General features: G+C 69.1%; 13 protein-coding genes. 10 read left to right on the top strand and 3 right to left on the bottom strand.

What is annotated here, in order from left to right:
* Window positions 1–2 precede the first annotated feature (2 nt).
* Window positions 3–1,139, bottom strand: a complete 1,137-nt coding sequence (locus HQ312_RS16835) for an amino acid deaminase/aldolase (RefSeq protein WP_222639419.1) — start codon at window positions 1,137–1,139, stop codon at window positions 3–5.
* On the bottom strand, window positions 1,136–1,771 hold the full coding sequence (locus HQ312_RS16830; RefSeq protein WP_027504693.1) for a TetR/AcrR family transcriptional regulator: 636 nt from the start codon (window positions 1,769–1,771) through the stop codon (window positions 1,136–1,138). Before HQ312_RS16830 ends, HQ312_RS16835 begins: the two co-directional genes overlap by 4 nt.
* A gap of 53 nt (window positions 1,772–1,824) precedes the next feature.
* On the opposite strand from HQ312_RS16830, the gene HQ312_RS16825 reads away from it, so the two are divergent.
* From HQ312_RS16825 to HQ312_RS16780, 10 genes are all read left to right on the top strand, one after another.
* Complete coding sequence (locus tag HQ312_RS16825; protein WP_222639417.1) at window positions 1,825–3,123, top strand: D-arabinono-1,4-lactone oxidase; 1,299 nt, start codon at window positions 1,825–1,827, stop codon at window positions 3,121–3,123.
* Between the two features lie 13 nt (window positions 3,124–3,136).
* Window positions 3,137–4,633: a molybdopterin-dependent oxidoreductase gene (locus tag HQ312_RS16820; protein ID WP_222639415.1), complete on the top strand. Its 1,497-nt coding sequence runs from the start codon at window positions 3,137–3,139 to the stop codon at window positions 4,631–4,633.
* Between the two features lie 264 nt (window positions 4,634–4,897).
* Complete coding sequence (locus HQ312_RS16815) at window positions 4,898–5,932, top strand: tripartite tricarboxylate transporter substrate binding protein (protein WP_308123918.1); 1,035 nt, start codon at window positions 4,898–4,900, stop codon at window positions 5,930–5,932.
* On the top strand, window positions 5,929–6,438 hold the full coding sequence (locus tag HQ312_RS16810) for a tripartite tricarboxylate transporter TctB family protein (protein ID WP_056441910.1): 510 nt from the start codon (window positions 5,929–5,931) through the stop codon (window positions 6,436–6,438). The genes HQ312_RS16815 and HQ312_RS16810 overlap by 4 nt, the downstream gene beginning before the upstream one ends.
* On the top strand, window positions 6,435–7,940 hold the full coding sequence (locus HQ312_RS16805) for a tripartite tricarboxylate transporter permease (protein ID WP_027504688.1): 1,506 nt from the start codon (window positions 6,435–6,437) through the stop codon (window positions 7,938–7,940). Before HQ312_RS16810 ends, HQ312_RS16805 begins: the two co-directional genes overlap by 4 nt.
* Entirely contained in the window at window positions 7,933–8,832 is a 900-nt protein-coding gene (locus HQ312_RS16800; protein WP_027504687.1) for a sugar kinase, read from the top strand. The genes HQ312_RS16805 and HQ312_RS16800 overlap by 8 nt, the downstream gene beginning before the upstream one ends.
* Before the next feature lie 34 nt (window positions 8,833–8,866).
* Window positions 8,867–9,610, top strand: a complete 744-nt coding sequence (locus HQ312_RS16795; protein WP_027504686.1) for an IclR family transcriptional regulator — start codon at window positions 8,867–8,869, stop codon at window positions 9,608–9,610.
* Window positions 9,598–10,209, top strand: coding sequence for a bifunctional 4-hydroxy-2-oxoglutarate aldolase/2-dehydro-3-deoxy-phosphogluconate aldolase (locus tag HQ312_RS16790; RefSeq protein ID WP_222639412.1), 612 nt, complete (start codon window positions 9,598–9,600; stop codon window positions 10,207–10,209). Before HQ312_RS16795 ends, HQ312_RS16790 begins: the two co-directional genes overlap by 13 nt.
* A gap of 12 nt (window positions 10,210–10,221) precedes the next feature.
* Window positions 10,222–11,274 carry an L-glyceraldehyde 3-phosphate reductase gene (mgrA, locus tag HQ312_RS16785; protein WP_027504684.1) on the top strand — a complete coding sequence of 351 codons (1,053 nt, stop codon included), beginning with the start codon at window positions 10,222–10,224 and terminating at the stop codon, window positions 11,272–11,274.
* Window positions 11,271–11,738: a heme-binding protein gene (locus tag HQ312_RS16780; protein WP_261782399.1), complete on the top strand. Its 468-nt coding sequence runs from the start codon at window positions 11,271–11,273 to the stop codon at window positions 11,736–11,738. The genes mgrA and HQ312_RS16780 overlap by 4 nt, the downstream gene beginning before the upstream one ends.
* Window positions 11,739–11,878: 140 nt before the next feature.
* On the opposite strand, the gene HQ312_RS16775 is transcribed toward HQ312_RS16780, so the two are convergent.
* Window positions 11,879–13,810, bottom strand: coding sequence for an MDR family MFS transporter (locus HQ312_RS16775; RefSeq protein ID WP_222632584.1), 1,932 nt, complete (start codon window positions 13,808–13,810; stop codon window positions 11,879–11,881).
* Window positions 13,811–13,837: the final 27 nt, after the last annotated feature.

Here is a 13,837-nt window from a genome sequence, read left to right as displayed (position 1 = left end):
GGTCAGCCGAAGGCCCGGCCCTCACCGCGGTAGGTGGGCAGTGTCGTGCGAGAACCGTCCGCGGACACGAGGTGTGCCTCGGTGAAGCGCTCGCACACCTCACCGGCCTTGGCATGCCGGAACCACAGCCGATCCCCCACCGCCGCACCGGATCCCGCCACCGGCGTCTGGACCTCCCCGGCCCCCTCGGTGCGGATCAACGCCCCGCGTCCGATCAGTGACGGCACGCGAGAGGCCCCCGTCGGTCCCGAGGCGATGTACCCACCCGAGAACGCTGTCGCGATGGTCCGCGTCGGCGTGCGGACGACGGGGAGCGCGAAGAACAGCGCCGGTCGTGCAGTGAACGCGTCGTAGCGATCGAACAGCGTCGGCGCGAACAAGCCGGATCCCGCCGTCACCTCGGTCACCGCCGGATCCGCAGCCGACACCTCGATCGACCCGGTGCCGCCACTGTTCACGATCTCGAGCACGCCCACCTCGTCCTGCACGGCATCGACCACGGCGCGTCGCCGGAAGGCCAACTCGGACGCCGACTTCCGCTTCATCCACCGCACTGCTCGTCCGGAATCGGGCAGCCCCGCGATCTGCGCCTCGTAGAACATGACGCCGACGACGGACGCGCCGTGCCGGACCGCCTCCCGCGCCAGCGCGGCCACCTCGGCCGGACGACGTAGCGGCGACCGACGAACACCGATGTGTGCGGGTCCGATGCGGAGCGACGCGTCGACGTCGAGACACACCCGCACCGGAGCTGCCCACGGACCGGCGGCGTCGATCACGTCGAGGTGTGCTCGCGAGTCGATCATGAGAGTGATGCGGCGGCACGCGTCGGCGTCCGCGGCCAGGGTGGCGAGCGCCTGTCGATCCACGGTCGGATAGCCGACGAGGATGTCCGGTACCTCGTTCAGCCACAACGCCTCTCGCAGTGAGTAGGCCATGACGCCCGCGAATCCCCGCACGGCCAGCGCACGCTCGAGGACACCGCGGATACGGACGGATTTCGACGCGAGACGGATGGGCGTACCGCCGGCCCGTCGCACCAGGTCCGCGAGGTTGGCCTCGAGCGACTCCTCGTCGATCGCGAGCAGCGGCGGGTCGAGCTCTGCCGTCGCGGCACCGAGCCGATCGAGCACGGTCACGACGGCACCGCCTTCGCCGCGATGCGCGCGGCCAGGTCGTCGAGTTCCGCGATGACGGCGAGAGTGTCCTGGTCGACGAGCCACCGGAGAACCACCCCGTCGATGGTCGCCAGTGCGGAACGCGTCAACGACGCCATCGGTTCGGTCCACCGCATCCGTGATGCCTCGGCCGCCGCCTCGAGGAAGCTCTCCGTCTCGGTGTCCATGACGCGGTACTGCAGCGTGCCGATGCCGGGTCCGGCTCCCGCGGAGCGCACCGAGTAGGCGGTGATCTCGTAGGTGAGCAGCTGCCGGTCGGCCGTGCTCTCGATGACCGACCAGAGTGCGGCCACGCCGCGGTGCAGTATCTCGCGCAGCGCACGGGGGCCGGCGCAGTCCCGCCGACCGTCGGCGGCGGCAGCGTGCAGGGCCGTGCCGACGGCGGCGCCGAGCTCCTGGACCAACGCCTCGCCCATGGCCGTGACGAGCGCTTCCTTGTTCTCGAAGCAGTAGTGGACGACGCCGAGCGAGACCTCGGCGTGTTCGGCGACGGCGCGCACTGTGACGGCGGCGATCCCGGCCTCCGCTGCCACGGTGAGCCCGGCCTCGATCAGCTGCGAACGCCGGAGATCGGCGGGGAGGCGCACGGTCATGGTCGAAGTCTAGGGGGTTGACCTGGACGGTTGTCCAGTACTTGTATCCATCCATGACCGAATGGACGAACTGGGCGGGAAACCAGCGCGCACGGCCCGTGTCGATCGTGAGACCGCACAGCGCCGACGAGATCCGGGACGTCGTCGTGCGCGCGCAGGGCCGGGTCCACGCGGTCGGAGCAGGCCATTCGTTCACCGGCGCCGCGCTGACGGACGGCGTCCTGGTGGCGCTCGACCATCTGACGGGCATCGAGGGTGTGGCCGCGGGACCGGACGGCACCACCGACGTCACCGTGCGCGCCGGAACGCGGCTGCACACCCTGAACGATCTCCTGCATGCCCGCGGACTGGCGCTGACCAACATGGGCGACATCGACGTGCAGACACTCGCGGGTGCGATCTCGACCGGCACGCACGGCACCGGGGCGCGGTTCGCCGGGCTGTCCGCCCGGGTGGTCGGGGCGCGACTGGTGCTCGCCGACGGCACGGAGGTCACGGTGTCGGACGGGCCGCTGTTCGAGTGCGCGCGACTCGGCCTCGGGGCGTTCGGGATCCTGACCGCCGTGACGATGCGGTGCGTTCCGGCCTTCGCGCTGCACGCCGAGGAGACCCCGGGTCGCCTCGGCGAGGCACTCGAGCGTTTCCCCGACGACATGCGCGACGTCGACCATCCGGAGTTCTACTGGTTCCCGCACACGGATCGGGTGCTGACCAAGCGCAACACGCGGCTGCCCGCCGACACGCCACTGTCTCCCGTGGGCCGCGTGTCGTCGTGGATCGACGACGAACTGTTGTCCAACAACGCCTTCGAGGTGATCAATCGCGTGACGACGCGAATCCCGTCCATCATCCCGAGGGTGAACACGGTGTCGGCGGCGGCCTGGTCGGGTCGCACGTTCACCGATCGCAGCTCGTCCGTGTTCGCGTCCTCCCGTCGGGTCCGCTTCCGCGAGATGGAGTACGCGGTGCCGCCCGAGTCCGTGCCGAGCGTGATCCGCGCGATCGAGGCCTGGATCACGCGGACCGGTTACCGCGTGACCTTCCCGGTCGAGGTCCGCTGCGCCGCCGCCGACGACGTCTGGCTGTCCACCGCGCACGGCCGTGACACCGCCTACGTCGCCGTCCATCAGTACCACCGGCGGCCGGTGGGTGGGTACTTCGACGCGGTGGAGGCGATCGCTCGTGATGTCGGTGGACGACCGCACTGGGGCAAGCTGCACTCCCTCACCGCGGGCACACTTCGTTCGCTGTACCCGCGCTTCGACGACGTCGTGGCCGAACGCGAGCGAGTGGATCCCCACGGCACCTTCGGAAACGACTATTCGGACACGGTGCTCGCGCGACTAGAGTGACACAGTGAACGTGATGCGCAGGGCCCTGTCCGGAATCCTCTCGGCCGCCCTCGTGCTCGGTGTCGGTGAACTCCTTTCCGCCGTGGTCGGCCCGGACTCGTCACCGATCGTCGCTGTGGGGTCGGCCGCGGTGGACAACACCCCCGCAGGCGTCCGCGAGTGGGCCATCGACACGTTCGGCACCTCCGACAAGCTCGCCCTCTTCATCGGTATGGGTGTCGTCATCGCCCTCCTCGCCGCCGGAGCAGGCATCCTCGAACGTGCTCGGCGACCCATCGGATCGGCACTGTTCGTGGTTCTCGGCGTACTCGGGGTCCTGGCGGCGATCTCGCGCTCCGGCAGTGGATCGATCGCAGCCCTCCCCACCGTCGTCGGCGTCGCGGTCGGCATCCTCGTCCTACGGTCGCTCGTCGAGCGCGCGGACCCGGACGCGTCGGAGGGGTTCTCCCGTCGACGCTTCGTGGTGCTCGCCGGGATCAGCGCCGCCGCGGCCGTCGCGACCGGCGCCGCGGGACGGGTGCTCGGCGCCTCCACGCGGGCGGTCACGCAGGACCGCAACGCCTTCACCGTCCCGGTGCCCGACAGCCCGGCGCCGCCCGTGCCCGCCGCCGCGGATCTCCGGCTGCCCGGCCTGTCCCCGTACGTCACGTCGAACGCCGAGTTCTACCGGATCGACACCGCTCTCGTGGTGCCGCGGGTGAACTCGCAGGACTGGAGTCTGCGCATCCACGGCATGGTGGACAACGAGATGATGCTGACGCTGGCCGATCTCGAACAGCGTGTGTCCATCGAACGGATGGTGACGCTCACCTGCGTGTCCAACCCCATCGGCGGCGACCTCGTCGGCAACGCCACCTGGACCGGCTACGCACTGAAAGACATTCTGGCGGAGGCACGTCCGCAGGCATCGGCCGACATGGTGCTGTCCTCGTCGCACGACGACTTCACGGCCGGCACCCCGCTGGACGTCCTCATGGACGGGCGCGACGCCATGCTCGCCGTCGCCATGAACGGGGAGCCGCTGCCGATCGAGCACGGCTACCCGGCGCGCCTCGTCGTCCCCGGCCTGTACGGCTACGTCTCGGCGACCAAGTGGGTCACCGACCTCGAGGTGACCAAGTTCAGCCAGGCTCGCGCGTACTGGACCGACCGCGGATGGTCCGAGCGCGGACCGATCAAGACAGCCTGCCGTATCGACACCCCCGTCGGCAGCAAGGACGTCCAGGCGGGCACGGTGATGATCGCCGGCGTCGCCTGGGCCCAGCATCGAGGCATCTCCCGTGTCGAGGTCCGCGTCGACGACGGCCCCTGGACCGAGACCACCCTCTCCGACGAGTACTCGCGTGACACCTGGCGCCAATGGTCGTACGCCTGGACGGCCACCTCCGGCCAGCACCGCATCGAGGCTCGGGCCACCGACGGCACCGGTGAGGTGCAGACGGACGTGCGCGTCGACACCGTTCCCGACGGTGCGAGCGGGTACGCGAGCATGCCCGTGACGGTGCAGTAGGTCGCTCCTGCGCGGGTTCCCGCGGTACGCACGCCCCTCCGCCGACTGCAGGGGGTGTGCACGTCGCGGAACCGGTGCGCAGTGCCCCATTGCCACGGCGCGCACAGGCTTCGGCGCCCCACACCCCTTCCGGCTCGACGGAAGGGGTGCACTCGTCGTGCCCGCCGCGCGGGTACCGCCGCGTCGACGACGCCTCGATCACAAACGGACAATTGGTATGCGCTGGCTCACATATGGGTTATGGTGAGTGCACTCTCAGCAACCGTGTTGCAGACAGTGCAACACAATCCCATCCTGGAGGCATGCGTGCGCATCTCACCCTCTCGTTCCTCGCACCGGGCGCTCGGCGTCGTGGCAGCAGCGACCCTGGTCGCCGGCGTCGCGGCGGGCTGCGCGGATCGATCGTCCGGCGGCGCCGAGTCCGGCGAGGACTTCCCCACCGGCAACATCACCCTGCTGACGCCGACCGCAGCGGGCGGCGCGACCGACCTCACCGCGCGCACACTGGGCCGGCAGATGGAGGAATCCCTCGGTGTCAGTGTGATCGTCGAGAACCGACCGGGCGGAGCAGGATCCATCGGCATGCAGTACCTCGCCGATCAGGATCCCGACGGATACACCATCGGTGTTCTCCCGGTCGAGGTGAGCCTGCTCGGTCATCAGGGCTACTCGATCGATCCGGCGTCCTACGACTTCCTCGGACAGGTCAACTCCCAGCCCGGCACCATCGCAGTGCCGGCGAACAGCCCGTATCAGACTCTCGACGACCTCCTCGCCGCCGCACAGGCCGATCCGGGCGGCATCACCGTGTCGAACGCCGGACCCGGAAGCATCTGGGAAGCAGGCGCCGTCGAACTCGGCAGGGTCGCCGGTGTCGAGTTCACGGGAGTCCCCTTCGACGGCGGCGCACCCGCGGTCACCGCGGCCGTCGGCTCCCAGGTCGATGCCGTCGTCGCCGGGATCGGCGAGACGGCACCCGCTCATGCCGACGGGCGACTCCGCGTTCTCGCCGTCTTCACCGAGGAGCCCGCCCCCGCGCTGCCGGGCGTCCCCACCGCCATCGAGCTCGGTCAGGACGTGGTGATCGGCAGTTGGGCCGTCATCGCGGCGCCGACCGGCCTGCCCGACGGCGTGGCCACCCGCATCGAGGACGCCATCGAAAGCGCCTCCGCGACAGACGAGTACATCGATCTGATCGAGTCCGGCGGCAACCTGCCGCTGTACCGCTCCGCGGACGAGACCACCACCTTCGTCGGATCCGAGTCGGATCGATTCGCGGACCTGGCGGCACAGGAATGACGACGCACGACCTGACGGATTCGTCCGTGACGATCCCGGGCGACTCCTCCGAGGAGGACGTGCGGCACACGAGCCGCACCTACGAAGCGGTCATCGGCGTCGTCGTGGCCCTCGTCGGCGGCGCCCTGTTCGTCGCCGCACGCGACATCGATCTGGCCCGCGAGGGGCAGGCCTTCGGTCCGCGCTGGTGGCCCACCGCGCTCGCGATCTCGATGGTGATCGCAGGACTCGTCCTCGTCGTGCAGGCGTTCACGGGACGCATCGTCTCCGACGAGGCCGCGATGACCCGATCGGGCGGTGTCGCCCTCACCGCGACGCTGCTGGTCATCGTCGTCTACGGCACCGCCTGGCAGTACCTCGACTTCCGGGTCGTCACCGTGGTGCTGCTCGCCGCGCTCGTCGCGATCTTCGGCGGCCGAGGAATCAAGGCGCTCCTCGTGTTCCCGGTGGTCACCACGGCGGTTCTCTGGGTGATCTTCGGCATGCTCCTGCAGGTGCCGCTGTGAGCGCCGTCAGCGAGGGACTGAGCGCCCTCCTCGACCCCAGCATCGGGCTGTGCCTTCTCATCGGCATCCTGCTCGGCACACTCGTCGGTGCCGTGCCGGGCATCACCGCGGCGATGGCAGTCGCACTCGCGGCCGGCTTCACGCTCACTCTCGAACCGCTGCAGGGCCTCTCGGTCCTCCTGTCGATCTACGTCGCCGCCCAGTTCGGCGATCGGGTGCCGTCCATCCTCATCAACACGCCCGGCACCCCGGCGTCGATCGCCACCACCTTCGACGGGTTCCCGATGGCCAAGCAGGGGCGGGCCGGGATCGCACTGACGAGCTCGGCGCTCGTGTCCGCCATCGGATCCGTGGTGGGCATCTGCATCCTCGTCTTCGCCGCACAACCCATCGCGAGTGTGGCACTCCGGTTCGGGCCGGCCGAGATGTTCGCCCTCGTGGTGTTCGGCATGACGATGATGATCGGCGTCTCGGGTGGGCGCGTCGTGAAGGGTCTGTTCGCCGGCATCCTCGGCCTCGGACTCGGGGCCATCGGCCGCGATCCCATCACCGGCGACGGCCGCTTCACCTTCGGACTGAACGAACTGAGCTCCGGCATACCTTTCATCGCGGCGATCGTCGGCTTGTTCGGCATCGCCGAGGTGTTCAACCAGATGATCTGCCGCCGCCCCGGTCTACTCCCCGCACCGATCACACAGCTCGGAAAGTGGTGGCCGACCAAGGCGGAGCGCCGTGAGCTGCTCAAGCCGGCACTCATCGGATCCGGCGTCGGGTCGGTGGTCGGTGTGGTCCCCGCGGCGGGCGGCGACATCGCCGGAATCGTCTCGTGGGACCAGGCTCGGCGGGCGTCCAAGCATCCCGAGAAGTTCGGGAAGGGCTCACTCGAGGGCCTGGCGGCCGCGGACACCGCCAGCACGGCAACCATGGGCGGATCGGTCACCACCACACTGGCACTGGGTGTTCCGGGCGACGCGGTGATGGCGGTCATGATCGGGTCGATGGTCATCTGGGGCCTGCAGCCGGGCCCGGCCCTGTTCGTCGACTCCCCCGACCTGGTCTACAGCCTCGCGGCGATCATGCTGCTCGCGACGTTCGGTGCACTCGCTCTCGCACTCGTCCGGATGCGCGGCGTGGTGAAGCTGCTCGACCTCCCGCAGCAGTACCTGTGGGCCGTCATCATCACCTTCTGCATGGTCGGGACCTACGCGGTGCAGAACAGCGCATTCGACGTCGGACTCATGCTCGTCTTCGGACTGCTCGGACTAGTGTTGCGACGCAACGGTTTTCCGGCGGGTCCGCTCGTGCTGGGCTTGATTCTGGGTCCGCTGGCCGAGAGCAACATCCGTCGGGCGTTCCTCATCGACGGCGCCGCGAGCATCTACACCAGCGGTATCGCCGTCGGTCTGCTCATGCTGAGCGCGCTGGCCGTCGTCGGCCCGTACCTGCGTGCCGGCCTGAAGAAGAGTCGCACCCGCGCCCCGAAGGAGAGCGTCGATGCCTGAGTTCCTCTGCATCGGAGAGACGATGACGCTCGTCGCACCGGTCGACGCCACCCCACTCCACACGGCGGATCTGTTCACCCTGCACATGGGCGGGGCCGAATCGACCGTCGCTCTCTACCTGGCCGAACTGGGACACGAGGTGTCGTGGGCCAGCGCGGTGGGTGCCGACCCGCTCGGCCGTCGCATCGTCGACGCCATCGCGTCCCACGGCGTCGACACCTCCCACGTCACCGTCCGCGAGGACGCGCCCACCGGCGTGTACTTCAAGGACCCGGACGACGGTGTCACCACCGTCCACTACTACCGGCGGGGCTCTGCTGCGTCGCGCATGTCCCCGGCGACTCTGGACGGACTGCCGTTGCATCGGACCGACGTCGTCCACACGTCCGGTATCACCGCGGGGCTGTCGCCGACGTGTGCGGCAATGACGGATCGACTGTTCGACCTCTGCGCCGGCACGTCGACGATCCTGTCGTTCGACGTGAACTACCGGCCCGGCGTCTGGTCGCGTGAGCGGGCCGCGCCGATCCTGCTCGATCTGGCCCGACGCGCCGACATCGTCTTCGTCGGCCGCGACGAGGCTGCCGACCTGTGGGGCACCGAGGACGCCCGGTCGATCGCCTCCCTCGTCGGAACGTCGGGAACGGTGGTGATCAAGGACAGCGACGTCGGTGCCACGGAGTTCACCCTGTCGGGCGACGTCTTCGTACCGGCGCACACCGTCGAGGTGGTCGAGGTGGTCGGGGCCGGTGACGCATTCGCGGCGGGATACCTGTCCGGACTGCGTGCAGGCAAGGACGCACACGGCAGGCTGTCCATGGGGCACGATCTCGCCTCGAGAGCGTTGTCGAGCACCACCGACTTCGTCCCCGCAGCAGCGCTCGATGCCTGACGGCACGAGCCCCACAGTCGAAGGAGCGTGAACGATGTCGCAGAGCGTGGAACGAGCGGTCGAGATCCTGGAGTTCGTCGCCGTCCAGCCGCGGACCCAGAGCGAGGTCGCGGCGCATCTCGACATCCACCGGTCGACGGCACTGCGGGTGCTGCAGACCCTCACCGACCACGGCCTGACCCGCAAGCGGGCCGACGGGAAGTACGGCGTCGGGTACCGCATCGCCGGGCTGGCTCACGCTGCGCGTGACCAGTTCGACCTCGCGAACACCGCTCGCCCGTATCTGGTCGGACTGGGTGAACAATGCTCGCACACAGTGCATCTCGCTCAGTTGGACGGCGGCCGCATCATCTACGTCGACAAGATCGAACAACCCGGCATGATCAAGCTGTTCTCCCAGATCGGCGCTCCCGTGTGCCTTCACACGGCCGGCGTCAGCAAGGCGGTACTGGCATTCCAGGACCCCGAGGTGGTCGATGCCGTGCTCGACGGCGCGGACTTCTCGCGACACACGGCCACCACCATCACCTCGCGGCAGCAGTTCGACGAGGAACTGCGAGTCGTCGCCGAGCGCGGCTGGTCGGTGGACGACGCCGAGTACGAGGACTACGTCAACTGTGTGGCGATGCCCGTGCGAGACGCGAGTGATCGCGTCGTCGCGGCGGTGTCCATCACCTCGCTGAAGGGGCGCGCGGACCTCGCCGCCCTGCAGAAACTGCTGCCCGACCTCCGGGCAGTCACCGACAACGTGTCGAAGGAGCTCGGATGGAGACCGTGAACGACTGGTTCGACGACGCGTTCTCGTCGCGACCCGTGATGGCCATTCTGCGGGGGTTCTCCCCCGCGCGGTCGGTCGCGCTCGCCCAGCGCGGCTGGGACGCCGGCATCACCTGCATCGAGGTGCCGGTGCAGTCCGCCGCCGCGGTGGACGCCCTGGCCGCGGTGGTGAGTGCGGGAGCCGAGCGCGGCATGACCGTCGGGGCGGGGACGGTGGTCACTCCCGACCTCGTGCGGACGGCACAGCAGGCGGGTGCCGCCTTCACGGTGGCTCCCGGCTTCGACCCCGCCGTCGCGCGGGCGAGCATCGACGCCGGTATGCCGCACCTTCCCGGTGTCGCCACCGGGACCGACGTCCAGGCAGCGGCCGCGTTCGGGCTCGGATGGGTCAAAGCGTTTCCCGCATCCGTCCTGGGCGCCGGCTGGTTCGCCGCGATGAAGGGCCCCTTCCCCGCGATGCGCTTCGTCGCGACGGGCGGCATGAACGCCCGCAACGCCCCCGACTATCTCGCCGCCGGCGCCGACGTCGTCGCCGTCGGGTCCGCCCTCGAGGACGACACCCAGATCGACCTTCTGAAAGACCTCTCCCTCACCCGATAGGAGCCCTCCTTCATGCCCTCCCTGCTCCGTGACGCCTACACCCCGGCGTCGACCCGCTACGACTCGATGGCCTACCGGCCCGTCGGGACCTCGGGCCTCCTGCTGCCTGCCGTGTCACTCGGTATGTGGCACAACTTCGGCGACGACACGCCACTGCAGAAACAGCGCGAGATCATCCGCAGCGCATTCGATCTGGGCATCACCCACTTCGACCTCGCGAACGGCTACGGCCCGCCGATGGGCTCCGCGGAGAAGAACGTCGGCCGCATCCTGGCCGAGGACTTCGCGACACTCCGCGATGAGATCGTCGTCTCCACGAAAGCGGGATACGACTTCTTCCCCGGACCGTACGGCCGCGGCGGTGGTGCGAAGTACCTGCTGGGCAGCCTCGACCACTCGCTGACCAGTCTGCGGCTCGACTACGTCGACATCTTCTACAGCCACCGGTTCGATCCGAACACCCCGCTCGAGGAGACGGCCCGTGCACTCGACACCGCGGTGCGCTCGGGCAAGGCACGGTACGCGGGCATCTCGTCCTACTCCGCGGAGCGGACCGTCGAGATGGCAGCTCTTCTCCGGGATCTCGGCACGCCGCTGGCCATCCATCAGCCGTCGTATTCGTTGCTCAATCGCTGGGTGGAGCAGGGAGTTCCGTCACTTCTGGACGTGCTGGACGCGGAGGGCATCGGCTGCATCGCGTTCTCTGCCCTGGCGCAGGGTCTGCTGACGACCAAGTATCTCGACGGCATCCCCGAGGGATCCCGCGCGACTCAGGGCAAGACCCTGCGTGACGGCATGCTGTCGGAGGAGAACCTCGGCAACGTCGCGGCACTGAACGGCATCGCCGAGCGGCGCGGACAGTCGCTGGCGCACATGGCGCTGGCCTGGGTGCTGCGTCGCCGACAGGTCTCCTCGGTGCTCGTCGGTGCGTCCCGGCCGTCGCAGATCGCGGACAGCGTCGCAGCCCTCGACAGCCCGCCCTTCAGCGATCAGGATCTCGCCGACATCGACGAGTACGCCGTCGACGGCGGTCTGAACATCTGGCTCGCCTCGTCCACCGCATGAGCACCCCGGAACTCGCCGCGGTGATCGCCGACGAGACCGCGGTCAGCTTCGCCTCGTTCGACGTGGACGACGCCTGGGCTCTCGGTTGCCGGATGCGCGAGGCCGCGGCGACGCGTCGGCTCCCCCTCGTCATCGGCGTCGTGCACGGCCACCAGCGGGCGTTCCACACAGCTCTACCGGGGTCGTATCCGGAGAGCGACGAGTGGTTGACCCGCAAGACCAACACCGCCACGAGGTACGGGCGGAGCTCGCTGGGCGTACTCGAGTTCTTCACCGCCACCGGCCGCGACTTCGACGCGCAGTCGCGCCTGCCCGCCGAGACGCACGCCGCCGCGGGTGGAGTCCTGCCGCTGCGGGTGGACGGCGTCGGAGTCGTCGGGTACGCGGGCGTCTCGGGTCTACCGCACCGCGACGATCACGCGTTCGTCGTGGAGCAGCTGCGGGAGTACGCAATGAGCCGATGAGCGCTCGCGCACACAGGTTCCCGCGCCGCACACCCTCGTCCGCCGGATAGAAGGGGTGTGCACATCACGGAACCCGTGCATCCCACGCACGAGAGAGCGGACGCACCCGAATCGGGTGCGTCCGCTCTGTCGTCGTCGAACTAGTTGTGCGAGGCGTCGAATCGCGAGTGCACGTCCGGCACGTGGACGTCACCGAGAACGCGAGCGATCTGGTCCTCGCTGAGACCCAACCGGCGCAGTCGTTCGCACACGGCGTCGAAGCTCAGCATCTTGGAGTCGAGTTCCTGCTGGAGCTCGGCGACCTCGGCGCGCAGCACCTCGGCCTCCTCGAGTGCGTCGAGGGTCTCCGCGGGCTTGGGCAGCAGCAGCGACAGCAGCCGGTCGCGGGCATCGGTGCTCAGTCCGTCGAACGGTGCGGAGCCCTCCGCGGCCTCGTGCTTGCCGACGGGAGCGGTCACCGGTGCGATCTCCGTGGTGTCCGCGGTGTCGGTGCGAGCCTCGTCCTTCTGCATGTCCACGACAGTCTCGCCCTGCACGTCCGAGCCCTCGACGGGCACGGCCTGCTCACCCTGCGGCTTCAGGTCGATCGTGGTGCGCAGCGGGCGGTTCGGGATGAACAGCACCGCGAGCACGGTGACCAGTGCGACGAACCCGGCGATCAGGAAGATGCGTCCGGTGGCGTCACCGTAGGCGGTACGGATGACCGCGGCGATCGGGTCGGGCAGCGATCCGATGTCCAGGGTGCCGCCGCCGTTGGAGCCGGCGGGGACACCGAGGGCGGCGAGTCCGGAGGCCGAGTTGTCGGCGACGCGGGTGGCGAGAACCGAGCCCAGGACCGAGACGCCGATGGCTCCACCGAAGGTACGGAAGAAGGCGACGGTGGACGATGCGGCGCCGATGTTCTGCACGCTGACCGTGTTCTGGACGGCGAGGACGAGGTTCTGCATCAGCATGCCGGTGCCCAGGCCGACGATGGCGATGAAGACGCCCACGAGCCACAGGTTGGTGGCGTGATCGAGCGTGCCCAGCAGACCGAAGCCGACGACGAGCAGGAAGGAACCGGTGACGATGAAGGGCTTCCACTTGCCGAAGCGGGAGATCAGCTGACCGGAGCCGACCGACGAGACGAGCATGCCGGCGACGAGCGGGATGGAGAGCAGGCCTGCCGCGGTGGGCGAGTAGCCACGAGCGGTCTGGAAGTACTGACCCAGGAAGGTGGTGGCGCCGAACAGGCCGACACCCACGGCGACGGAGGCGATGATGGCGAGTCCGGTGGTGCGCTCGGTGACGATCTTGAGCGGGATGATCGGGCTCTTGACCTTCGCCTCGACGAGGACGGTGAGGATCAGCAGAGCGACACCGCCGCCGACGTACATCGCGGTCTCACGGGAGATCCAGTCGTAGTACCCGGCCTTGCCGGCGAACGAGACCCAGATGAGCAGCACGGACACACCGGCGGTGAGGAGAAGCGCGCCGAGCCAGTCGATGGAGACGTCGTCCTTGCGCTCGGTGGTGATGTGCAGCGTGCGCTGCAGCAGCAGCAGAGCGATGACGGCGAGCGGGATGCAGACGAAGAAGCACCAGCGCCACCCGAGGGGGCTGTCGACGATGACGCCGCCGAGGATCGGGCCGCCGGACATCGAGACGGCCATGACGGCGCCCATGTAGCCGGAGTAGCGACCGCGCTCACGAGGAGACACGATGCTGCCGATGATGGCGACGACGAGTGCGGTCAGACCACCCATGCCGATGCCCTGCACCACGCGAGCGGCGAGCAGGATCGGCACGTTGTGCGCGAGGCCGGCCATGACGGAGCCAATGACGAAGATGACGAGTGAGCTCTGGACCAGCAGCTTCTTGTTGAAGAGGTCGGCGAGCTTGCCCCAGATCGGCGTCGAGGCCGCGTTGGCGAGCAGTGCCGTCGTGATGACCCAGGCGTACGCGGTCTGCGAGCCCTTCAGGTCACCGATGATGGTGGGCAGGGCGGTCGAGACGATGGTCGTGCTGAGCAGGGCGGTGAAGAGCCCGGCGAGCAGACCGATCAGGGCCTCGAGGATCTGCCGGTGCGTCATCGGGGTCGAGTCCGCGGCGGCCTCGGC

Origin of the sequence: Rhodococcus sp. BP-316, assembly GCF_019836105.1 — a bacterium.
Lineage (GTDB): Bacteria > Actinomycetota > Actinomycetes > Mycobacteriales > Mycobacteriaceae > Rhodococcoides.
The sequence above is the reverse complement of the archived record's forward strand: the minus strand, read 5'-3'. Positions and strand labels throughout refer to the sequence as shown.